At 50.6% G+C, this 24407-nt stretch carries 17 protein-coding genes and 1 pseudogene; 12 read left to right on the forward strand and 6 right to left on the reverse strand.

Features of this window, described 5'->3' with window-relative positions:
• Positions 1 to 217: 217 nt before the first annotated feature.
• Positions 218 to 1816, reverse strand: a complete 1599-nt coding sequence (locus MJ768_RS11235) for an ABC-F family ATPase (protein ID WP_239291879.1) — start codon at positions 1814 to 1816, stop codon at positions 218 to 220.
• 117 nt (positions 1817 to 1933) lie between these two features.
• Here MJ768_RS11235 and gshA point away from each other — a divergent pair, with 117 nt between their 5' ends.
• The 6 genes from gshA to MJ768_RS11265 all read left to right on the forward strand — a co-directional run bounded on the left by gshA (position 1934) and on the right by MJ768_RS11265 (position 7960).
• Positions 1934 to 3205: a glutamate--cysteine ligase gene (gene gshA, locus MJ768_RS11240; protein ID WP_239291880.1), complete on the forward strand. Its 1272-nt coding sequence runs from the start codon at positions 1934 to 1936 to the stop codon at positions 3203 to 3205.
• Positions 3206 to 3339: 134 nt separating this feature from the next.
• On the forward strand, positions 3340 to 4419 hold the full coding sequence (locus MJ768_RS11245; protein WP_239291881.1) for an FAD:protein FMN transferase: 1080 nt from the start codon (positions 3340 to 3342) through the stop codon (positions 4417 to 4419).
• Positions 4420 to 4534: 115 nt separating this feature from the next.
• Positions 4535 to 4960, forward strand: a complete 426-nt coding sequence (locus MJ768_RS11250) for a PTS sugar transporter subunit IIA (protein ID WP_239291883.1) — start codon at positions 4535 to 4537, stop codon at positions 4958 to 4960.
• Positions 4932 to 5201, forward strand: a complete 270-nt coding sequence (locus MJ768_RS11255; RefSeq protein WP_239291885.1) for an HPr family phosphocarrier protein — start codon at positions 4932 to 4934, stop codon at positions 5199 to 5201. The genes MJ768_RS11250 and MJ768_RS11255 overlap by 29 nt, the downstream gene beginning before the upstream one ends.
• A complete protein-coding gene (ptsP, locus tag MJ768_RS11260; RefSeq protein ID WP_239291887.1) occupies positions 5198 to 6925 on the forward strand; it encodes a phosphoenolpyruvate--protein phosphotransferase in 1728 nt (575 codons plus the stop codon). The genes MJ768_RS11255 and ptsP overlap by 4 nt, the downstream gene beginning before the upstream one ends.
• Before the next feature lie 207 nt (positions 6926 to 7132).
• A complete protein-coding gene (locus tag MJ768_RS11265; RefSeq protein WP_239291889.1) occupies positions 7133 to 7960 on the forward strand; it encodes a class II glutamine amidotransferase in 828 nt (275 codons plus the stop codon).
• An 8-nt stretch (positions 7961 to 7968) separates the two neighbouring features.
• Here the strand turns inward: MJ768_RS11265 and ald are convergent, their stop codons facing one another.
• The 4 genes from ald to metX are packed head-to-tail and all read right to left on the reverse strand — an operon-like array spanning position 7969 to position 12143.
• Positions 7969 to 9084, reverse strand: coding sequence for an alanine dehydrogenase (ald, locus tag MJ768_RS11270; RefSeq protein ID WP_239291890.1), 1116 nt, complete (start codon positions 9082 to 9084; stop codon positions 7969 to 7971).
• A 45-nt stretch (positions 9085 to 9129) separates the two neighbouring features.
• Positions 9130 to 10389: an AmpG family muropeptide MFS transporter gene (locus MJ768_RS11275; RefSeq protein WP_239291891.1), complete on the reverse strand. Its 1260-nt coding sequence runs from the start codon at positions 10387 to 10389 to the stop codon at positions 9130 to 9132.
• Between the two features lie 3 nt (positions 10390 to 10392).
• Entirely contained in the window at positions 10393 to 11007 is a 615-nt protein-coding gene (metW, locus tag MJ768_RS11280) for a methionine biosynthesis protein MetW (RefSeq protein ID WP_239291892.1), read from the reverse strand.
• Positions 11004 to 12143: a homoserine O-succinyltransferase MetX gene (gene metX, locus MJ768_RS11285; RefSeq protein WP_239291893.1), complete on the reverse strand. Its 1140-nt coding sequence runs from the start codon at positions 12141 to 12143 to the stop codon at positions 11004 to 11006. The genes metW and metX overlap by 4 nt, the downstream gene beginning before the upstream one ends.
• Before the next feature lie 344 nt (positions 12144 to 12487).
• Between metX and MJ768_RS11290 the strand changes: the two genes are divergently transcribed.
• The 6 genes and pseudogenes from MJ768_RS11290 (at position 12488) to MJ768_RS11315 (ending at position 23510) form a co-directional block, all read left to right on the forward strand.
• Positions 12488 to 14113, forward strand: a complete 1626-nt coding sequence (locus MJ768_RS11290; RefSeq protein ID WP_239291895.1) for an alginate export family protein — start codon at positions 12488 to 12490, stop codon at positions 14111 to 14113.
• Between the two features lie 1264 nt (positions 14114 to 15377).
• The gene (locus MJ768_RS11295; protein ID WP_239291896.1) at positions 15378 to 16010 is read left to right on the forward strand and encodes a hypothetical protein; all 633 of its coding nucleotides are present in this window, start codon (positions 15378 to 15380) and stop codon (positions 16008 to 16010) included.
• Complete coding sequence (locus MJ768_RS11300) at positions 15994 to 16713, forward strand: transposase (protein WP_239291897.1); 720 nt, start codon at positions 15994 to 15996, stop codon at positions 16711 to 16713. The genes MJ768_RS11295 and MJ768_RS11300 overlap by 17 nt, the downstream gene beginning before the upstream one ends.
• A gap of 105 nt (positions 16714 to 16818) precedes the next feature.
• Positions 16819 to 17139 (forward strand): annotated as a pseudogene (gene fdxA / locus MJ768_RS11305) (ferredoxin FdxA); the annotation flags it as partial.
• A gap of 268 nt (positions 17140 to 17407) precedes the next feature.
• Positions 17408 to 20206: a PD-(D/E)XK nuclease family protein gene (locus tag MJ768_RS11310; RefSeq protein WP_239291898.1), complete on the forward strand. Its 2799-nt coding sequence runs from the start codon at positions 17408 to 17410 to the stop codon at positions 20204 to 20206.
• Positions 20207 to 20237: 31 nt separating this feature from the next.
• Positions 20238 to 23510, forward strand: coding sequence for a UvrD-helicase domain-containing protein (locus tag MJ768_RS11315; RefSeq protein ID WP_239291903.1), 3273 nt, complete (start codon positions 20238 to 20240; stop codon positions 23508 to 23510).
• Positions 23511 to 23518: 8 nt separating this feature from the next.
• Here MJ768_RS11315 and MJ768_RS11320 read toward each other — a convergent pair whose 3' ends face one another.
• Positions 23519 to 24214 (reverse strand): VIT1/CCC1 transporter family protein, encoded by a 696-nt coding sequence (locus MJ768_RS11320; protein ID WP_239291905.1) that lies wholly within the window; start codon positions 24212 to 24214, stop codon positions 23519 to 23521.
• Positions 24215 to 24407: the final 193 nt, after the last annotated feature.

Raw genomic sequence — 24407 nt, forward strand, 5'->3', positions numbered from 1 at the left:
ACGTAAAGAGGCGGGAGTTGTTCCTTCAGAATCAGTAAGAAAGCTGCGGCACCGATGCTCTTGTGCAAGGCTTGCTCTTTCGCCGCATTGGCAAATGCTGGAACTGGTTTAAGTTGTTGCTCATAAATTGAGCGCCCCTTTCTGTGCATGTCTGGCCGAAATAACGTGAATCTTCTTCATTTTGGCAGGGTATGTCAGTGTAACGCTACGAGTGGATTCATGTTGCCACGCCCTGATCACGTAGATATTCCTCATAGGTACCATGATAATCGGATACACCTTGTGGGGTGATTTCGATAATGCGTGTGGCGAGTGAAGTCACAAATTCGCGGTCATGGCTGACAAATATCAGCGTGCCTTTGTACTCAGTCAATGCGGTGTTGAGCGACTCGATGGATTCCATGTCAAGGTGGTTGGTTGGCTCATCCATCAACAATACGTTGGGTCTTTGCAGCATTAGTTTGCCGAACATCATGCGCCCCTTCTCGCCACCGGAAAGAACTTTGACGCTTTTTTTGACATCGTCGCCGGAGAACAGCAAACGACCGAGAACGCTGCGTACCTTTTGGTCGTCATCTCCCTCGCGTCTCCAATAGGTCATCCAATCGGTAAGGACGACATCTTTGGCGAATTCATGCGCGTGATCTTGTGCGAAGTACCCGACGTTGGCCTTGTCTGTCCATTTAATGGTGCCGTTATCTACTTCAAGATCGCCCGCCAGGCAGCGTAGTAACGTAGTCTTTCCAATACCGTTGGGGCCGATGATGGCGACTCGCTCACCGGCCTCAACACGGAAATTAAAATTAGAAAATAGCGGGCGATCAAAACCCTTGCTCATGTGTTGTACTTCCACTGCAACGCGATGCAGTTTCTCGCGCTCATCATAGTCAAAGCGGATGAAGGGATACTGGCGGCTAGATGGCTTAATGTCTTCAATTTTTATTTTGTCTATCTGTTTCGCCCTGGATTGCGCCTGGGTTGACTTCGATGCATTTGCCGAGAAACGAGCCACGAAAGCTTTTAACTCAGCAACCTTTTCCTTGGCGCGGGCGTTATCGGTGGCAAGTTGCGTGCGCACTGTCAAGGAGGCAAGCATGTAATTGTCATAATTGCCGGGAAAAGTGGTGATTTTGCCGTAGTCCAGATCGGACATATGGGTACATACGCTGTTCAGGAAATGGCGATCATGCGAGATGATCACCATGGTGCTTTTGCGGGCGTTCAGCAAGTCTTCCAGCCAACGTATGGTGTTGATGTCGAGGTTGTTGGTCGGTTCGTCCAGCAACAAAATTTCAGGATCGGCAAACAGCGCTTGAGCTAATAACACACGCAATTTAAAACCCGGCGCTACCGCACGCATTAGCCCATTGTGCAGTTCTTGCGGTATGCCCACACCGTTCAATAATTCGCCCGCGCGCGCTTCGGCAGTGTAGCCATCGAATTCGGCGAATTTCGCCTCAAGGTTGGCGGCGTGCATATAATCTTCTTCGCTGGCATCCGGGTTGGCATAGATTGCATCGCGTTCCGCCATTACTTCCCACATTTCGGCGTGCCCCATCATTACTACTTCTGATACTGTATTGTCCTCAAAGGCGAACTGATCCTGGCGCAGCTTGCCCAGGCGTTCGCCCTTGTCCAGCATTACGTTACCGGAAGTTGGCGCCAGATCTCCGCCCAAAATTTTCATGAAAGTGGATTTGCCGCAGCCATTTGCGCCGATCAGGCCATAGCGATTGCCATCGCCGAATTTTACGGAAACGTTTTCGAACAGCGGCTTGGCGCCGAATTGCATAGTGATATTAGCGGTGGATAACATGGCGTACTCTAAAAATTAAGGCGCACATTCTACCATGTGTGCGGCTCACACCGGTCAGGGCGGCTGGGCTACAATGCCCGCTTTGCATTTCTTCTTAATAGTTCACATAAAGACACTATGATTCCACATCTTACTACTGCCCTGAATGGCCCATTACTTGATCTTGAGCGGCGCATGCTCGACGCACAACCCACTATCGAGCACTGGTTTCGCTCGCAATGGGCAGAGCGCACCATTCCGTTCTACGCCTCGGTGGATTTGCGCAATAGTGGTTTCAAGCTGGCGCCGGTAGATACCAATTTGTTTCCGGGCGGCTTTAACAACCTTAATCCAGATTTTTTGCCGCTGTGTGTGCAAGCTGCACAGAGTGCAATTGAAAAAATTTGCCCGGAAGCTCGCGGAGTACTACTGATCCCCGAGAACCACACACGTAACATGTTTTACCTGCAAAACGTGGCTCAGCTCGCCCTGATTCTTAAACGGGCGGGTATGAATGTGCGTATTGGCAGCATGTTGCCGGAAATTACTCAGCCCACCAAACTGGCATTGCCCAATGGCAGCGCGCTCACGCTGGAACCGTTGCAGCGTAAAGGCAATCGCTTGGTGCTGGACAATTTCGACCCCTGCGTGGTGCTGCTCAATAATGATCTTTCCGCCGGGGTGCCGGACATACTGAAAGATCTGGAGCAGACCACGCTTCCACCACTGGCGGCGGGTTGGACCACGCGGCGGAAGTCGCAGCATTTCAGCGCGTATGACCGCGTTGCAGCCGAGTTTGCCCGGCTACTCGACATAGATCCCTGGCTGATTAATCCCTATTTTGCCAGCTGCGGTCAGGTTGATTTTAAGCAGAGCGCCAGTGAGGAATGTTTGGCCACACATGTGGACAGCATTCTGCAGAAGATGCGAGTGAAGTATGCTGAATACGGCGTCAAGGAAGCCCCGTTTGTTATCGTCAAGGCCGATGCCGGCACTTACGGCATGGGCATCATGACGGTGAAGGACGCCAGCGAAGTACGGAGCCTCAACCGCAAACAACGCAACAAAATGGCTGTGGTGAAGGAAGGAATGCACGTTTCCGACGTGCTGGTGCAGGAAGGTGTATATACCTTTGAGAGCATTAATGATGCAGTAGCCGAGCCGGTGGTGTATATGGTCGATCATTTCGTGGTGGGCGGTTTTTATCGCGTGCATACCGGGCGTGCCGTGGATGAAAATCTCAATGCACCGGGCATGCACTTTGTTCCGCTGGCGTTTGATACCAGCTGCATTCTGCCTAATCCGGATTGTGCACCGGACGACACGCCGAACCGCTTCTACGCATACGCTGTCGTGGCTAGAATTGCACTGCTGGCGGCGGCGTTAGAGTTGGAAGAAATGGAAGCGTGATTCAAGATACTTTCACCACAAAAGCGCAGAGACAGAGAGAAAAACAAGGGCAAACGTTAAAGGTCTTTTGTTGGCCCAGAGATGTGAAAAAATCTGCTAATTACTTAGGCAGATCTCTGCGTTTCTGTGTTTGTATGGTTACTTTTTGCGCGCGATGGCTTGTTGCACTTTTTTTTCCGATTACGGTGGTATTTTTCCTCTCCGCCTGCGGTAAGGAACCGTTATATCAGGAACAAGGTTATGTGTTTGGCACGCTTGTTGAAGTTAGCGTGTATGGCGAAGACGAGGCGCGTGCCAAACAGTCCGTGTCGTCTGTGATGCATGAATTTCAGCGACTGCATGATCTTCTGCACGCCTGGAAACCCAGCGCGTTAAGCGAATTGAATGCTGCCTTTGCTAAAGGAGAGAGCAGTGAAGTTGCGACTGAACTTACCTCCATGCTGACGGACGCTGTCCAACTTTCCGCGCAGTCCGATGGGCTGTTTAATCCCGCCATTGGAAGCATGGTGAAGTTATGGGGCTTTCACGCCAACGAATTCAAGCCCATGCTACCGGATGAAAATCAGCTTGCTGCACTAGTTTCAGCACATCCACAGATGAGCGATATTTATTTTTCCATCAGTCCCTTTCCCACAGGCGGAAAAGGAGGGCGGATTGGAAGTCGCAATGTTGCGGTGCAGCTCGATTTAGGTGGTTATGCCAAGGGCTATGCTTTGGATCGTGCCGCGACGTTGCTGAAGCAGCAGGGAATTCGCAATGCGCTGATCAATATCGGCGGCAATGTGCTGGCGATAGGCACGCATGGCTCACGTTCCTGGCGCGTCGGCATCCAGCATCCGCGTCAGCCGGGACCGATTGCTACTCTGGAATTGCATGACGGAGAGGCTATCGGCACCTCTGGTGATTACCAGCGCTATTTTATGGTGGACAATAAACGCTATTGTCACCTGATCGACCCGCGCAACGGAAGGCCGGTGCAGGGGGTACAGGCAGTCACCGTGCTAACGCATGGTGCACGTGCCGGTGTGTTATCTGATGCCACATCCAAACCATTATTTATCTCGGGAAGCCAAGGCTGGCGTAGTGCAGCGAAAAAAATAAATTTAACGGAAGCGCTGTTGATTGATGACAGTGGCACGGTGCATCTTACCGCCGAACTACAGAAGCGGCTAGAATTCACAGCCAAAACCACTCTCACGAAGGTTGAGCCATGATTACGACGATATGCAGAACCGTATCCCGATATAAGCTATTGTGCAATTTATTATTGGGGCGTTTCTGCTGATTGTTTTCTCTTATTATAAGTTTATCGTTTAGGAGTTATTTGAAGTGATCGGAATTTTATTGATAACCCATAATGGTCTCGGTGATAGCCTGGTGGATTGCGTACGGCATGTCATGGGCGATGTGTCGCCTAATCTGAAGGTATTGTCGGTACTGGCAGATGACGACCCTCAGCGTAAAGAAGACGAAGGACGGGCGCTTATGGCGCAATTGGACACAGGGGAAGGTGTGTTAGTGTTATCCGACCTATGTGGCTCGACCCCGTGCAATATCGGACGACGGCTGTTTCAGCCTGGCCGAGCAGTAGGTGTGACTGGAGTAAACCTGCCTATGCTGTTGCGCGCAGTTTGCTATAGCCATAAGCCGCTGGCCGAAGTTGCTCAGAAGGCGCTGGAAGGCGGGCGCGAATGTATTGTTTTAATGGATGCTGATGAGGGATGTCATGTTGAACCAAGATGCACTAATCATTAACAAGTTGGGGTTACATGCACGCGCCTCGTCCAAGCTGACTCAGCTTGCCTCAAAGTTTCCCTGCGAGGTATGGATGTCACGTGCAGGTCGGCGCGTGAACGCAAAAAGTATTATGGGTGTAATGATGCTGGCCGCTGCCAAGGGCAGTACCATCAACATCGAAACCAGCGGCGAAAAAGAGAGGGAGGCGATGGATGCAATCGTTGCCCTGATTAATGATTATTTTGGAGAAGCCGAATGAGCTTCACCCTGCATGGCATTCCAGTCTCCAGTGGCATCGCCATCGGCTATGCTCATCTTCTTTCGCACACAGTGCTGGAAGTTGTGCACTATGTGATGCCCAAGCAGCTGGTGCATGAGGAAGTTGCGCGCTTCGACGCTGCGATGGAAAGCACACGTCAGGAACTGGCCGGGTTGCGCGGGAATCGTCCGCTGCACGCAGCTGCCGAGTTCGATGCTTTTCTTGATCTGCACCTGATGATATTGGCCGACGAACACATCAACCTGGCATCGCGCGAAATGATAGAGCGCGAGCAGTGCAATGCAGAATGGGCGCTCAAAATGCAGATGGATGCGCTGGTGGCTGAGTTTGAGGCGTTCGACGATTCCTACCTGCGCGAGCGCAAAACTGACGTAGTGCAGGTGGTGGAGCGCGTGCTTAAAAAGCTTACCGGCCAGCCGGGCAGTGTGCCGCCTGCCGCCAGGCCTGACGTGAGAATGATTTTGATAGCGCATGATGTCAGTCCGGCTGACTTGATTCAGCTCAAACCGCATCAATTTGCCGCTATCCTTACTGATTTGGGCGGTGCCACCTCGCACACCGCCATTATAGCGCGCGGCCTGAGTACGCCATGTGTGGTAGGTTTGCATCGTGCGCGCCAGTTGATACGTGAGAATGATCTGCTCATTGTGGATGGTGGGCAAGGTGTCGTTATTGTTAACCCGGACGAGCAAGTTCTTGTCGAATACAAACTGCTTCAGAGCCAATGGGAAGAAAATCGGAAAAAACTTAAATGCCTCAAATCCACGCCCGCCAACACACTTGACGGCACCGCCATTGAGCTGCACGCGAATATTGAGCTTCCAAACGACTTGGCGGAAGTTTATGAAAATGGCGCCACCGGCATAGGGTTATTTCGCAGTGAATTTCTGTTCCTCAATCGTGACATCCTGCCGGATGAAGAAGAGCAATTTGTAGCTTACCGCGCTGTGGCAGAAGGAATGAAAGGACTGCCTGTAACCATTCGCACCTTCGACCTCGGTGCGGACAAACAGCTTGAGGGTGTCCAACGCGTTGCCAGCAACCCCGCACTGGGGCTGCGTGCTATCCGGCTGTGCCTGGTTGAGCCGCAATTGTTTCGCACTCAATTACGTGCATTGCTACGCGCCTCGCACTATGGCAACGTAAAAATACTGATTCCAATGCTTTCCGGTGTGTCGGAGATTAACCAGACCTTGCAATTCATCGTCAATGCCAAGCAAAGCCTGGATGATGAGGGCATCCCTTATAATCGTGAAATACAAATTGGCGGCATGATAGAAATTCCTGCAGCCGCTCTGGTGCTCGATGTGTTTATCAAGAAGCTGGATTTCCTCTCCATCGGCACCAATGATTTGATCCAGTATACGCTGGCAATAGACCGCACAGATGAGGAAGTGGCCCACCTGTATGATCCGTTGCATCCCGCTGTTCTATACCTACTGGCGCACGTCATTGGTAACGCCAATAAGGCTGGCATTCCGATTTCGGTGTGCGGAGAAATGGCTGGTAATGTCGAATACGCTCGTCTGCTGCTCGGCCTCGGCTTGCGTCAATTCTCCATGAATTCAGCGCAACTGCTCTGCGTTAAACAGTGCGTTCTTACCACAAGCTTGCCAGATATTGTAACGCTGACGCAAAGGATATTGCGCGCTAACGATCCGCTAAAAATACGTGAGTTGCTGGAAAAACTGAACGCTGCTTAGTGAGCTGAACAATATATAGGGCGCCTCTAAAAATTCAAGTTTCTAAGCAAGACAAGGCACGAGTAAAAAATTTGAGCTCGGAACAGTGTACAGATGCCAGTGCCCTCATAAAAATCATAAACTCAGCTTTCCTTATCTTATTTTGGAATAAGCACGATGCGCTGAGATGCAATACACTTACAACCTGGTTAGGTCAGGAGTTGAGATATGTGCGAACTGCTCGGCATGAACTGCAATGTCCCCACTGATATTTGTTTTTCCTTCACCGGCTTCCAGAAACGGGGGGGAGAAACGGGCGTACATGCTGATGGCTGGGGCATCGCTTTTTTCGAGGGCAAGGGGGTGCGGCTATTTTTGGATCCAAAACCTTCAGCCCAATCGCCTATCGCTGAACTGGTGCGAAACTATCCTATCCATTCCCTTAACGTCATTGCGCATATTCGTAAGGCGACACAAGGCCTGGTGTCGTTGGAAAATACCCATCCGTTTGTGCGCGAGCTGTGGGGTCGGTACTGGGTTTTTGCGCACAACGGTAATTTACCGCAATTCCAGCCTGAGTTATATGGTGGCTTTGTTCCTGTGGGAAATACTGATAGTGAACGTATTTTTTGCTGGTTGCTGCAAAGTCTGAGAATTCGTTTTAATGACACACCGCCAACACGTGACGTTCTGTTTGCTGCATTGCATGAGCTAACAGATCAACTTGCTGGCATGGGCATCTTTAACTATCTATTGTCTAACGGCGAATGCCTTTTTGCGCATTGCGCTACCGAATTAAACTACCTTATCCGCCACAGCCCATTCAATGTGGCGCATCTCAAGGATGAGGATATGACAGTTGATTTCAGCCACGTGACCACGCCTAATGATCGCGTGGCCATCATCGCCACCGTGCCGCTGACTGACAACGAGCCTTGGCAAGCCATGATGCCGGGCACATTGTGGATGTTCCATGAGGGTGAGGCCGTCGCACAACTTGCCACGACTCCCAGCCCGATAAAATCGCTGGCTGGAGGCTGGCGAGCCATGAATTAATTGAGGAATTAATCGAGGAAATTTTCCGGTGCGTGGGCAAGCATTCCGAATGCCTTCGCGACAGCGTGATGAGTAATTTTTCCATTCACGATATTGAGTCCTTTGCGCAACGCAGGGCTATCCTTAAGTGCCTGCTTCCAGCCTTTATTTGCCAATTGCAGCACATAAGGCAAAGTTGCATTGGTTAGCGCCAGCGTAGAGGTGCGTGGTACGGCGCCGGGCATGTTCGCAACAGCATAGTGAATTACACCCTCGACCATATAAATAGGGTTCTCGTGCGTGGTGGGATGGGTTGTTTCAATGCAGCCGCCTTGATCCACTGCAACATCCACAATCACCGAGCCTTGGCGCATGGTCTTGAGATCATCGTAGCGTATCAGCTTGGGCGCAATGGCTCCGGTGACTAACACCCCGCCGATGACAAGATCGGCGGTGGCAATTTGTTCCAGCAGATTGTGTCGATTGGAAAAAACCAATTGTACGTTAGCGGGCATGACATCGCTAAGATGGCGCAGCCGCTCCAGTGAAATGTCGAGGATGGTGACGCTCGCGCCCAGACCTGCTGCCATTTTGGCGGCATTCATACCCACTACGCCGCCGCCGAGGATGACAACATGCGCGGGTGGCACACCGGGGACACCACCTAGCAGAACGCCCCGTCCACCATATAATTTTTCGAGATATTTGGCCCCTTCATGCACGGCCATGCGTCCGGCGACTTCGGACATTGGTGTAAGCAGTGGTAATTCGCGTGAAGGCAATTCAATCGTTTCGTAAGCGATGCAAGTTGCGCCAGAATCCAGATGCGCTTGGGTTAGTTTTTCATCAGCGGCAAAGTGAAAATAGGTGAACACTGTTTGACCAGGCTTGAGGTACTGCCATTCTGGCTCAATCGGTTCTTTAACTTTAACAATCAGATCGGCATCCGCCCATATTGTGTCGGCATCTGGGACGATACAAGCACCTACAGCAAGATACTGCTCGTCACTGAAATCACTACCCAATCCTGCGCCTGCCTCGACCAGCACAGAATGCCCCGCCGCAATAAGCGATTCTGCGCCGGATGGGACCAGTGCGACACGACTTTCGTTAGCTTTGATTTCTTTGGGTATGCCGATTTTCATGTGATTGCCTCACTAAACTGATCGTATGAGATGGATTTTTGGGGCTCAAGGTATCCGTAATGAATTCGACCCATTCCACGGCGCCACTTTTAATAGCAATACCATTCCTGGCAGTGCCAGAAGTGCGCACAGCAAAAAAAATCCCGTCCAGCCGATTGCTTCCACCAACCAGCCAGTCGCTGCGTTGGCGAAGGTGCGTGGCATAGCTGCGAGGCTGGTAAACAGCGCGAATTGCGTGGCGGTGTAGGCGGGATGGGTGGTGCGCGCAATGAAGGCGACAAATGCGGCTGTACCTAGCCCCACGCCCAAGGCTTCTATGCCAATCACTATGGCGAGTTGAGTGAGTTCCACGGTGGTAATTTCGGCATGATACCCAACCGATGCTAGCCAGAAGAAACCAAAGATTGATACCACTTGAACTACCCCAAACAACCACAAGGCGCGGTTGATGCCGATCCTTACCATCCATAATCCGCCAAGCAAACCGCCAATTACAGCGGGCCACAGTCCCGCATTCTTGGCGATCAGGCCGATCTGTGTTTTAGAGAATCCCATATCCATGTAGAACGGGGTGGCCAGCGCGGTGCACATGCTGTCGCCGAGTTTGTAAAAGAACAGAAAGGAGAGGATTAGCAGCGCGCTGCGCCAACCATGCCGAGTGATGAATTCGTGAAAAGGTTCGACAACCGCATCACGCAGGGATTTCGGCGGGTTAATATTTAATGGCTCTTTCACCATTAGCGTCATCGCCATGCCGGGCAACATGAACAACGCTGTGATGATAAACACTATGCTCCACGGCATGAAATCTGCCAGGATCAGTGACAGTGAACCCGGCACCAAGCCAGCGATGCGATAGGCATTTACATGCACTGCATTGCCCAATCCCAGTTCACTTTCCTCCAGCAATTCGCGCCGGTAGGCATCGAGCACGATGTCCTGAGTAGCGCTCAGAAATGCCAATAGCGTTGCAATGTAGGCAATAGTTCGTAAATCGCTTTGCGGTGAAAACGCACCCATCGAGGCAATTACTGCCAATAAACCCAGCTGGGTGAGCAGCATCCAGCCGCGCCTGCGCCCAAGGACAGGCAGGACATAGCGGTCCAGCAGTGGCGACCACAGGAATTTCCAGGTATAGGGAAACTGGATCAGCGCGAATAGCCCGATGGTTTTGAGATCAACTTGCTCACTACGCAGCCAGGCGGGTACCAAATTGAACAACAGGTACAACGGCAGGCCGGAGCTGAAGCCTGTGAATACACAAATCAACATGCGCCGCGTGAACAGCTGCGCGATCACACTCATGGATTAAACAGCACGCTTGAAGCGATACACCGCTGTACTGCCTAACAGATTAGGTAATAGTTTTATCTCGCTATCGCCTGTCATGACGCGACGGTCAAGAATGGTCATCTTGTTATCGTGGCAGAATGTCTCAAAGTCATGCAGCGTGCACAGATGAATATTGGGTGTGTCATACCACTGATAGGGCAGATCTTCAGACACTGGCATATTGCCTTGCAATATGTTCATACGGTTCCGCCAGTAGCCGAAATTGGGAAAGCTGACTATGCCCTCACGTCCCACGCGCAGCATTTCCTGCATCAGAGGTTCCGTGTGACGAGTGGCCTGTAGCGTCTGCGACAGGATGACATAATCAAAGGCATTACTTTCAAAGCCGGAAAGTCCCGATTCCAAGTCGCCTTGAATGACATTCACTTGATTCTGGATACATGCCACGATGTTATCGTCGCTGATTTCCACTCCGTAGCCCTGTACCTTGCTCGTACCCTGCAAATAACGCAGCAGGCTGCCATCACCGCAACCCAAGTCCAGAACTGAAGCGCCCGGCGGAATCCATGCCGCTATTGCAGCAAAGTCAGGGCGGGTCGCGGTGAGAGTGGAGTGATCGTGCGTGCTCATGCAGTAAACTCGCTGGCAATATTGTCGAAGTAAGCGCGCATCACATTATGGTAATGCGTATGCTGCATCAGAAAAGAATCATGCCCATGCGTCGAGGTAATCTCAGCGTAGCTTACTTTAAGGCGGTTATGAAGCAGTGCTTTGACGATGGCGCGCGAACGCTCCGGTGCAAAGCGCCAGTCGGTGGTAAATGACAATACTAAAAAATTTGCGCGAGCAGCGGCGAAAGCTTTATTCAGGTCATCATTGTATTCCCGGGCGGGATCAAAATAATCCAGCGCCTTGGTCATAAGCAAATAGGTGTTAGCGTCAAAATATGCGGCGAACTTGTCGCCTTGATAGCGCAGGTAAGACTCGATTTCGAAATCGATATCATAGCTGTAGCTGTATTTATCGGAGCGCAGCCCACGCCCGAATTTATCCGCCATTGCATCGTTGGAAAGGTAGGTGATATGCCCCAGCATGCGCGCTAAGCGTAAGCCACGCGTAGGCACCACGCCGTGTTCATAATAATTACCGCCGTAGAAATCAGGATCAGTCAAAATCGCATTGCGAGCTACATCATTGAACGCGATATTTTGTGCGGTCAAGCGAGGTGCCGAGGCAATCGCCAGTACATGTCGCACACGTCCAGGATATGCCAGCGACCATTGCAGCGCTTGCATCCCGCCCAAGCTGCCGCCAAGCACTGCAGCAAATTGATTAATGCCAAGCTTATCGGCCAGGTGCGCCTGCGACTCCACCCAGTCTTCAACTGTTACCACGGGAAAGCTCGCACCATAAGGTTTGCCAGTTGCCGGGTTGATGCTGATGGGCCCCGTTGAACCATGGCAGCCACCAAGATTATTTAATCCGATAACGAAAAATTTCTCAGTGTCGATAGGCTTGCCGGGTCCTATCATAGTGTCCCACCAGCCGACGTTTTTTAGATCATCCGCGTAATAGCCCGCTACATGATGATGGCCGGAAAGTGCATGGCAGACCAGGACGGCATTGGATTTATCGCTGTTTAATGTGCCGTAAGTCTCATACACCAGTTCGTAGCTCGGCAACACAGCCCCGCTTTTACATGAAAAAGGGGTGTTGAAATGCGCGTGCTGTGCACTGACGATGCCGATGCTATTTGATGCGTTCAATTAAGAATCCCCAAAAACAAAACCCGCTCAGCTTGAGCGGAGCGGGTTGCTTCGCTTTAGCTGGAATTTTTAAAGTGCCCCGCAAGCTGATGTCAAATCGGCACTGGTATGTAGTTTCCGTGTTTTGCATGGGACTGTCAATTTCGTTGCATGGTTCGTTGTGTAGCCCATCTCATTTTTCATTTTCTTCCATATGCAAATAACAGATATGAAAATAATAATTAATTATTTCATCCAGGAAAAGAACCTCTTTAGAATGCGTGCCTCGCTCATGAACATTCGCGGCAAATTGGTACGGTAACTCCAGTTATCCCCCGTTCCATCAACGAACTGGAGTTGAACAAATGAAAGTATTGCAGTTACACAAGAATAAAGCTTCCCGGTTACGGGTTATAGCCAGCCTGCTGGCTGGTACCGTATTAATAACGCCACTTATTGCCGTTGCGCAGGTAAATACATCGGAGTTAAGCCCGCAGGAACAGGAACTGGATCAAAAGGGACGTATAGCAGACAGGTTACAGGGGATAGAAAATGAAAAAGCCTCCCTTAAAATAAAAGAGTCGCCTGCCACAGAAGCTAACCCCGGTTATGATATTCCAGTACGTAGTTACGGGTTGCAGCGTGAAACTGAGCCACCCCGATATGTCAAGCAACTCAATAAGACATGGTTGAAAGATTCTGAAAGTCTTAAAGATGTGGACTGGGTGGATTTGGGGCTGGAATCCCGGCTTCGCTATGAATACCGTGACAATGATTTTCGGCGTAATAAAGATGTTCTGGATGAACCACTTTTACTTCGTACTCGTATTTATGCTGCCGTAAAAAGTAAATTTGACCCACTACGCGCCACCATTGAACTTCAGGATTCCCGCCGTTTTGACAGCGTATTTGCGCCTGATAACCGGGATATTAATAAGGTGAATGTAATGCAGGGCTACGGTGAGCTGTATTTTAAAGATGCGCTGGGTAAAGATGATTTGGGTAATGACCGGCCCATCAGCATAAAAGCGGGACGCATGGCCTTTGAATTATCAGACCGCCGTTTGGTTGCACGTAATGAATGGCGCAACACAACGAATAACTTCCTGGGGTTACGGACGACTCTGGGCCAGCCAAAAAGTGATTGGCAGGCAGATTTATTTGCCTTGCAGCCTGTAGTTCGCTTAATTGACCAGGGGGATAAAGCCGATCAAGCACAATGGTTCAATGGTGCTAGCGGAGAGTGGCGAAAATGGTCCAAAGCTGTCACCCTGCAACCCTATTATTACCTGCTTCAGCAAGATGCCAACAAAGTTCTATATGCTTCGGATGGAACCATTGCACCGGCAAGCGCCCATATAAATCGTAAAATTTATACCGCTGGCTTGCGAGGATATGGAGTGGTAGGGAATACCGGCCTGGATTACGATGCAAACTATGCCAAGCAATGGGGTGAGGATGGCGGACTTGATCACGATGCCTATGCCTATAGCCTGGAAGCTGGCTATACCGCCAACCATTCATGGAAGCCCCGCCTGAGTGGCCTTATAAGCTTTGCCAGTGGTGATAAAAACCCAAAAGACAACACCAGCCAACGTTTTGAACGTTTATTCGGCTTTGCCAGACCCTGGTCTAATAATGACTATATCCAGATGGAAAACATCCATGCCTCCAAAGTTCGAGTTGAGCTTAACCCTACCAGTAAGTTAAAAATTGACTTTGGTTATAGCTGGTATGAATTGGACAGCGCCACAGACCGTTGGAGTGGTGGAGCGAACCTGCGCGATCAAACTGGTAAAAGTGGAAAAAATATAGGCCAGGAATTCGATATGCGCGTACGGTATCCGATCAGCAAATTCATAGGGCTGAATGTAGGCTATGCGTATTTCATGGCGGGCGACTTTACTAAAAAGACGTCTCAGCTAGTTGAGCCTGGTCGTAAAGATAACTCAAGCTTTTTGTATGTTGAAACTTCGTTCTATGCCTTTTAAGTGGCAAGGCTCTAAGGCAATGCTGAACAAGTCCGTTCGCGTTGAGCCTGTCGAAACGTACTCCTTGTAAATCAATAAGTTGCTAATAGCATCGACAGGCTCAGCCCGAACGGAGGGACTTGTTCAACGTAGCCTTAACTTATGAATAGCAAAAATTATCGCCCATTTTTGTATCCATTCAGTAGGATTTTACTAAGTCAAGAATAAACAATTTGCTAGCATAGTCTTGGTGGGCATGAGGTAAAGCAGGGATATCGGGCTGAAGTCGTAAATCGCCCCCAAAGTTTCTCAGAAAATATAATTTAATAAATTCCATAGCTAGATAAACTTGAGAGGTAGCATAATTTTATTCGTGAGCTACCAAATTTTTCTCCTACAAATGATATGAGAGTTACTTGCAGAGACCGGATCTGACACATTGGAGACGGTTATTTTGTTTGCCACGAGAGGCGTTTTTTCGGTCATAGCAGTCGGTGGCTGGATATCTAATTCAGTTTGCTGCGAGTGTCCGTTTCTTTAATCATCGAGCGACAGCCTACGACTCGAAAAAGACCAATAAACACACTCACTCAGCCTTCCAGATACCTGCTATTTGGGTATGTCGCATTAGAATCGGGAGCCGACGGTGTCCGCAGACATTTAGGGCGTTGTGGTCGGAGGTAATGTGTCGCAAGACAACTTGAGCATTGGTCGCTGCGAGATATATTTCATCTGAACGACTTGTAAGCGATGTATCTCAGATATTCGCGGATTACCATCACAAAGGGATCATCCACATCCCAATCGAACTTGCCCTGGAGGTTATCATCGTTGACATATTGCATTATCAGGTGCTTCGGCTCAACCCTATAAGGAAGCCTAGAGGGCAGTCTGGCGGGTAATTGTTTCTTGTCCATAATCCATCACCAATCTAGAGTGAAGTTACATGAACTCTATATCGGCTTCAGTAAAGCTTTACTTAGCCACATCACCAATCAGGCACTCAAATTGCAGCCGTGCACGAATGACCGTAACGGGTGGGGAGTACACATTAGAGTTTTTGAAAGCTGACGTTCAGACAGCTTTAACACGGCACTACCAAGAAAATCCTGAGTGACTGCTATGGCCTGCGGATTCAATCGGTCATTCCCCCATGACATATCGGCCATCTGAAAATGGCACGTATCTGCTGGTCACATAAGCCAGTTTTTGACCGATGTTGTTTAATTGCATCACCCCGAGCATGCTAAAATTCAAGCCGTTTATCTGATACTGAATTCGGCTTATGTCCAGTTCTAGCCGCAATCTGCTCATTGATTTTCTTTCCGACTTGGAGCAAACCGCAATTCTTTGGCAGATAGCTCTGCTGGCACTGAGCTTGGTACTTGCGTGGGGAATAAACCACTTGTTGTTGGGCCGACTTTCCAAGTCGGAATGGGTGTCGAAAATCGGTTTGGGTGGCATATCCCGAGTCGCTTTTCCGTTGATGGCGTTGTTGATGGTGCTGATCGGAAGAGCCGTACTCAAAAACTGGTACTCCATCAATATTCTGAATATTGTTGTGCCCCTCCTGTTTGCATTGATGCTGATTCGCCTTGTCGTATATATCATCCGCCAAGTCTTTGTTTCGAGGACTTGGCTTCAAGGCTCTGAACACTTCATTGCCATGACAATTTGGGTTGGGTTCGCCCTGTATCTCACAGGGTATCTCCCTGAAATCCTGGATGCAATGGATCATTTCGGCTTTCACATAGGCAGGCAGCGAGTTTCACTGCTCCTTACTGAGCGGCATACTCTCAATTCTTGTCACCATGCTTGTGGCGATGTGGCTTGGACAGGCATTGGAAGACGAAATTGGACGAAATTGGGTCAGACTCGATTTAATTTGATACACTTACTCCATGCCTGCAACCAGTAATTGCATGATGGCTCGCCTTCCCCGCTTATATCTACCCGACCAACCTTTGCACGTTATCCAACGCGGTAATAACCGCGATCTCATTTTTGCGGCGGATGCCGATTACCAGTTTTATCTACGTTGTCTGCACGAGGCGGCTAACATGCATGCCCTCACCGTTCACGCTTATGTGCTGATGACGAATCACGTGCATTTGTTGGTTACACCCGCCACGGAATCCAGCCTATCTAAAACCTTGCAGTCGATTGGGCGACGTTATGTGCAGTATTTCAATTTCACCTATCAGCGCACAGGGACGTTGTGGGAGGGGCGTTATAAAAGCACGTTGATTGATAGTGAGCGTTATCTGCTGACATGTATGCGCTACATTGAGATGAACCCTGTACGCGCTGAGATGGTGGCGCATCCTGGCGATTATTCTTGGTCGAGTTATCGTGGCAATGGGCAAGGGAATGCGGATGGGTTGATTGTTCCGCATGAGTTGTACCAAAGCCTTGGTCGCACGGATGAGGAGCGTCAGTCTGCTTATCGGCAGTTGTTCCGGGCACAGGTTGCTAAGGCGGATGTGGAGGCTATCCGTAATGCAACAAACAAAGGGTGGGTTTTGGGCGATAGCCGCTTTGGCGCGAAGGTGGCAGCACTCGCGGAGCGACGGGCAATGCCTCTGCCACGTGGCAGACCGAAACGTGAGGTGGCAGATTAAATCGAGTCTGACCCCAATTTATTCTGAATAATTAGGTCGCTATAGCTGACACTAACCTGTATTTTGTTTAAAATGACAAACATATTTCAATAGGAGTTTGAACCCATGACTTACGTAGTTACCGAAGCTTGTATCAAATGTAAATATACTGACTGTGTTGAAGTTTGCCCGGTGGATTGTTTTTACGAAGGGCCGAATAGCTTGGTGATTGACCCGGATGAATGCATAGACTGTACCTTGTGTGTTGCCGAATGCCCAGTCAATGCAATTTATGCCGAGGACGATTTGCCAGAAGACCAGCGGCAATTCAGCGCGCTGAATGCAGAGCTGTGTAAGGTATGGAAGTGTATCGTCGAGAAAAAAGAGCCGCCCGCCGATGCAGATGAGTGGAAAGAAGTGAAGGACAAGCTACATTTGTTGGAGAAGGAATATGCTCCTGGCGAAGAGGAACGAAACTATCCTGGTGGATCGAAGGATGGGAAAGATGAGGATGGCTTGACCGGAATGGATAAGCTGCTGATGCGCTGAAATGCTTCTTCCGCTCCCTTCGTATTTATTGCTTCAGTGGTATCACCAAAGGCTCTTAGTTCTTTATTTCCGCGCAATACATCAGTGGACGTAACTTATGTATCTTTCAATCGATAAGTATTGATGACGCTCGTCTGCGCGGGAATGACGATAGAGGTAATAAGCGTTGAACCCGATACCGCAAAGTAATACATCAACCGCCGCTGTTTTTTTTGATTCTGTCGCACGCGTCATTCTGACGCAGCACTCTCACGAAATACCTGATCTGCGCCGTGCCAGGGTATTGTTGCCCAATTACCATGTGTCACAACCATTGGCGCAAAGCTTGGCACGTGTAGCCAACTTGCCTGCGATTTTATTGCCGCAGATGGTCACGCTCAATGATTGGGTTCAGTCCGTTCCCCTCGCACTATCTGTTATTCCCGACACTTGCCGTATCACCACTTTGTATCAGGCACTGCGTGTGCGGCGTTGGTTTGCCGATGCTGATCTATGGAGCATCGCGCACGAACTGTTGATTTTGCTGGATGAGCTGACACAAAATCATGTCACGCTGCCACAAAATGCCGAAGATTTTCTATCGCAATTGGAACAAGGGTATCAGTCCAAGCGTGGCATCGCCATGCAGTTCGAAGCACGCGTAGTGTATGAGCTATGGTATGCGATGAATAATAGCGGCGAATTCGATACCGCACGCGCTTATCAGCAAAGTTTGGCACAACTCGCGCAGCAAGCTGAGTTACCACTGTATGTGTTATTGACTTCCGCACTTGCTGCGACTGAAGCCCGATTCCTGGAGGCATATCATAAACGCGCGCCGGTGATGATTATTGATTTGCGCGAGTTGACATCACGACAGCCAGAATGTGCAGCGATGCGCATCATCGCCTCTAGCCGACCTCGCTTTTCTGACCCTATTCCAACGGAAAATGAGAGAGAGGTGCACGATAACTTGCGCACGCAGGAGAGAGTGGAGGAGATGGATGCTCTGTCATTGCGCGAGCAAGCCAATCACCTGCAAAAACATTTCCCTCACGCTGCATTGGGACAACGCCTGCGTTTTTTTGGCGCTCATGGTTTGGAACAAGAAGCGCGTGCTACCGAGGTACAGATACGGCGCTGGTTGCTTGCGGGTAAGAAGAATATAGCCATCGTCGCACAAGACCGCATAGTAGCAAGGCGTATGCGTGCTTTGCTGGAGCGCGCTGGTGTACTGGTATGCGACGAAACAGGCTGGAAGTTCTCCACGTTATCCGTAAGCACGGTGTTAATGCGCTGGCTGGATGCGCTGCAAAGTGATTTCTACTATCAGGATTTACTCGACCTGCTCAAATCGCCATTCATTTTTGCCGATCAAGCCGTGTGCGAGCGTAAGCAGACGGTGCATCAGCTTGAACAACTGGTGCGCAAGCATGGTGTGGTGGCGCATCTTGATACAGTTCTCGATTTGACGCAGGGTAATGTTGAGATGCGGATGGCACTGATACGGTTGCGTCAGGCGGCGGAGGTTTTGCATAAAAAAAACGATACGCTGTCCGGCTGGCTATGCGCGCTTTACGCCAGCCTGGAGATTCTCGGCATAGTGCAGGGGCTGAAGATGGATTATGCCGGTATACAGTTGCTGCAGGCGCTGCAAAACTGGCAGCGTGAACTGCATGTCGATGCCACGCGCGTCAGCCTGACCGAGTGGCGGCATTGGTTGGCGCAACAACTCGATGAGCACACCTTCCTTGATTTAACGATCGACAGCCCGGTTTTACTCACCCATCTTGCCGCAACGCGCTGGCGCAGCTTTGATGCAGTGTTGATGCTTGGTTGTGATGCTGCACATCTGCCGGGCACTGACAACAGCGGACGGTGGTTCAATGATGCGGTGCGCACCACACTTGGCTTGCCAACGCGTGAAGTGTATTTGGCACAGCAGCGCGATGACTTACTGGCATTGCTCGCCATGAATGACACGATGTTGGTTACTTGGCAAGCCAGCAAAAGCGGCGAAGCAAATCTGTTAAGCCCGTGTTTTGAAATGCTGCGTGCCCTGCACGAGTTGGCTTATGGCGACGATCTAACGATAAAGCAGGGGGAATGGGATAAGATGCTTGAAAGTACGCAAGTGCGCAGTGCAGAGTTTTCACTGCCACCGGCGGCTGCAATGCCTGCGCCAGTCGCGCTGCAAGGCCTTATTCCGAAACGTATTTCAGCTAGCGGCTATAACAGTCTGGTGGCTTGTCCCTATCAATTTTATGCCCGCCATATTTTGCACCTCAATGAAATGGATGAGGTGCGTGAAGACGTGGAGAAACGCGATTATGGTGAATGGGTGCATGACATTTTGCGACGCTTCCATGAGAAATATCAGGTGCTGGGCAATCATCTGCGCGCTGATCTGGATGCGGCCCTGCGGCGCATCAGTGTCGAGATTTTTGCGCCCGCTGTGCAACGCGATTATTTAGCGCGTGCCTGGCTGTTGCGTTGGCAGCAAGCAATCCCCGAATATCTGGAGACACAGTTAAAAAATGAAGCGGAAGGTTGGCAATATCAAAATGGAGAAGTGCCGTTTGAATTGCCATTGACCGCTGATTTGCTTATGCATGGACGGTTAGATCGTGTAGATGTGCTGGCCAAGGGGGGTAGCGCAGTGCGCGTGCTAGATTACAAGATGATGGATGCGGCCAGGCTACGCAATAAGCTCAAAGAAGCAGGCGAGGACGTTCAACTGGCTTGCTATGCCTACGTGTATGAGGCTGATGAAGCCGCATTTATCAGTATCGAAAAAGACAAGGTGATTGCAGTTGCACCACCACAGGACGTGGCTGAACTGGCGCAGGCAAATATCGCACGTCTGTTGGAAGTGTTTGCACAGATGCGCAGTGGTGCAGCATTGCCCGCGCATGGGGCTGAAGAGGCATGCCAGTATTGCGAGATGCGCGGGCTATGCCGGAAATCAGAATGGAATGAGCGCTAATGGAAGAGATGCCAGGAATGGGGAGCATGCAATGAACAATTTCATTGCTCTCAACCCTCAGCACAGCGTTGTCGTGGAAGCTTGCGCGGGCAGCGGCAAAACTTGGCTGCTGGTGTCGCGAATTCTGCGCTTGCTGTTGGCCGGTGTTAAGCCTGGAGAAATTTTAGCCATCACTTTCACTCGAAAAGCTGCGCAGGAAATGCAGGCGCGCTTGCATGAATGGTTACATTTTCTTGCCACGCAAGATGACACTGCTGTACGTGCTTTTCTTATGGAGCGCGAACTGCACGATGTAAACGACAACTTGTTGGCGCGCGCGCGAAGTCTGTATCGCGACTGCTTAATGGCGCAACCTGCTATTACCATCAATACTTTTCACGGTTGGTTCATGCAGATCATCCAGCGCGCCCCTTTGAATTCTGGTCTGCTTATAGGGATGCAATTGCTGGAGCGTACTTCGGTGCTGCAAGAGGAAGCATGGCAAATGTTTGCCGATAGCCTGCGTGCCGCACCCGACGAGGTAACTGCGCAAAAGATGCAATGGTTGTTTGCGGAATATGGTTTGCACAGTACGCGCACACTGCTGAAGAATTTTGTACAGAAGCGAGCCGAATGGTGGGCTTATACCAGCGGTCAGGAAGACGCAGTGGGCTATGCGATGGAGCAACTCCGTATCAAACTTGACGTTGATCCCGAGGAGGCCCCGCTGGCGGCGTTGCTGGATAAAAATTTTGAATCCAATGTACAGGCATTTGCAAGTTTGTTGCAAAGCGGCTCGGCAGCGCAACAGAAAGACGCGCGCATGCTGGTTGATGCTTTACGTTTACAAGATGCACGTGCGCGTTTCGAAGCACTAAGTGACGGGCTTTATACCGACAAGGGTGATCCGCGCAGCAAATTCAAGGCGAATAAAGGGCAGGATGCAGAGCGCTATGCCAGCCTTTGTTGTGCGCTATTCGAAGTTATGCAGTCCGTACGTGACGCTTTGACAGAGCGCGAAGCGCTGCGTATGAACCAGGCCGCGTTGCATTGCGGGGCAGCATTGCTGCAACACTATCAGGATTTGAAACTGCGTCAGCAGGTAATGGATTTTACTGATGTGGAATGGCAGGTGTGCCGCCTGCTCAGTCAGAGCGATTGTGCCGAGTATATGCAGTACAAATTGGATAGCCGCTACAAACATGTTTTGTTGGACGAGTTTCAGGATACCAACCCGGTGCAATGGCAGATTCTGCAAGCCTGGTTTGCTGCTTCTGCTGCAGTGGAATCGCGGCCAACCGTTTTTGTGGTGGGTGATCCAAAACAATCCATTTACCGCTTTCGTCGTGCCGATGCGCGCCTGTTCGGAGAAGTGAGTGCATGGCTGCAACAAGAGTTTGGCGCGTACCCCCTTAATCAGAATATCACTCGGCGCAATGCCCCGGCAGTGCTGAAAGTGGTAAATAGTGTGTTTGATTCGCAGCCGGATGGCTTCGTGGATTTTGAAACTCACATCGCGCATCACACGAATTTACCTGGTTTCGTCAATGCCTTGCCGTTAGCGTTAATTGAAAATTCGGCCGAGATTGACGCGCTGAGTAGATCGGGTTGGTTGCGTAACCCTTTGCAGGAAGCGCGTATCGAACAAGCGACCGGCGAGCGTGAAGCTGAGGCGCAGCAGTTTGCCGCTGGCATCGCCGACATCATGGCGCGCTGGAGTGTGCACGATGCAGATGGCACGGTGCGGCGCGCAGAATACCGTGACATTATGGTATTGGTACGCAAGCGCACCCATTTACGCGTGTATGAGAGCGCCTTGCGTACGCACCGCATTCCCTTTTTAACTTCGCGACGCGGCGGGCTGCTGGACACGTTGGAAGCGGAAGACATACAGGCTTTACTGACCTTTCTGATCACTCCATTTGCCGATTTGGAATTAGCGCAAGTTCTGCGTTCCCCCATTTTCGCCTGCTCCGATGGCGATTTAATGCAATTGGTTCAAGACGAAATCGGTGGTAGCTGGTGGTCACGGCTGCAACGCTGTGAACAGGGCGGCGCAGCATCTGCCGAATTGTCGCGTGCGCACCGCTTGCTGAATAACTGGCTGGATCGCGCCGACAAATTGCCAGTTCATGATCTGCTTGATCGTATCTATTTTGAGGGTGATTTGTTGCATCGGTATGAAGCTGCGCTGCCTGTCGAAATGTATGAAACGATACGCGCCAACCTGCAAGCCTTTATGGAGATTGCGCTGAATGTGGATGCCGGACGCTACCCCAGCTTGCCACGCTTCCTTGCCGAGCTGAGAGAGCTTCGCACAGCTGACAACAATGAATCACCGGACGAGGGCAAGGTAGGTGAGGTCGGTAATGCCGTGCGTATTTACACCGTGCATGAGGCCAAGGGGCTGGAGGCACCCATCGTGTGGCTGCTTGATGCCAACGATACGCATCGTAAACCAGACAACTATGGCGTGCTGCTCGATTGGCCACCCAACGCACCGCAACCAGTGCATTTCTCGCTTTTTACTGATAAGCGTAGACGCGGAGCCAAGCGAGCGGCTTATTTTGATGCCGATGAAAATTATATGCGGCGTGAAGAAATGAATTTGCTGTATGTCGCCATGACGCGTGCGAAACAAGCGCTGCTAGTGAGCGGGAATGGCGAATTGAAAGAAACTTCCTGGTATGGCCGCATTTCGGCGGCGGTGGAGGAGGGCGATAATCCCTTGCTGATTGCGGTCGATAATCTTGCTTATGTTTTGCCTGAAGTCGATACTGAAATCGATGCAGCATTATTGCGGCCATTACCCACTGGTCAGCGCGCAATGCGCTCCACCGCTGCTCAGCGGCAAGGCATTTTGTTACACACGTTGCTGCAACATTTAAGCGCATCTTCGCCAGCTCTGCCAGGCACCTCCGTCCTACTTACAGCAGATGGAATTAAGAAGAGAGAGATGACTGACAAGGCGGCGTTGCAATTGCAGTTCGACATCTCGTCCGGCGACATGGAATCACTTTGGCAACAGGCACAACACCTGTTGACACTGCCGGCATTACAACGTTTCTTCGATCCGCAGCATTATTGTGGGGCTTGCAATGAAATGTCTTATGTCAATGCGCGCGGCGAACTGCGCCGTATCGACCGACTGGTGGAGTTTGACGACGAAGTATGGGTACTCGATTACAAGACCGGCGCAACGTCAGATTCTATGTTGCATAGTGTGCAGATGCAGGAATATCGTGTCGCAATGCAGGCCGTTTATGCTGGAAAAATAGTTCGCTGCGCATTGCTGTTTTCGGATGGAACGTTATGCGAGATATAGAGTTACACTCATGCAACTGTTCCAAACAGTGCGCCCACGCCGGCGGTCAATCCCATGGCTAGAGCACCCCAAAATGTGACGCGTATTGCACCAACAGCCACTCGCGCTCCACCGGCGCGCGCAGCCACACCACCCAGGAGTGCGAGGAATACAAGTGAAGTAACTGAGATGAGGGGAATCAGGCTTGCTTCGGGAGCTAGTACTGTGACTACAAGAGGCATGGCTGCTCCAACAGCAAAGCTGGCTGCTGAAGCAAAGGTAGCCTGAAGCGGACGTGCATTAAGCGCTTCAGATATCCCAAGTTCGTCGCGAGTGTGTGCACCAAGCGCATCATGCGCCATGAGTTGATCGGCTACCTGCTTCGCAAGCGTAGGATTAAGGCCGCGACTGACATAGATCGCTACCAGTTCTTTGCGCTCGCCAGGATCATCTGTCTCGAGTTCTTTTCGTTCACGTTCAATGTCAGCCTGTTCGGAATCTGCTTGTGAGTGGACGGATACATACTCGCCTGCAGCCATTGACATGGCTCCTGCGACAAGACCGGCAACTCCCGCGAGCAATATGTTGTCGTGGGTTGCATGTGCAGCTGCAACTCCCAGTACCAAGCTTGCTGTGGAAACGATACCGTCGTTCGCGCCTAATACTGCGGGGCGGAGCCAGCCGATTTGTCCAGTGAGGTGTCGTTCCATGTGGCGTGAGCGCATTTTTAATGTTTCCGTGATAGTGATGCATGCTAAATCAAAAAATTTATAACGATAGCACTAGCCCATGGAAAATTTAAGCATTTTAATTTAGGGTTGTCAGGCAAAATAAGCAGGCGAGCTAAGAAGTGGCAACTGATGAAATATATATGGCAACGCCTAATCTGTGCACTATGTTCATACATGGGGTGTCCAA

The organism is Candidatus Nitrotoga sp. 1052 (genome assembly GCF_927312905.1).
Classification (GTDB): Bacteria; Pseudomonadota; Gammaproteobacteria; order Burkholderiales; family Gallionellaceae; genus Nitrotoga.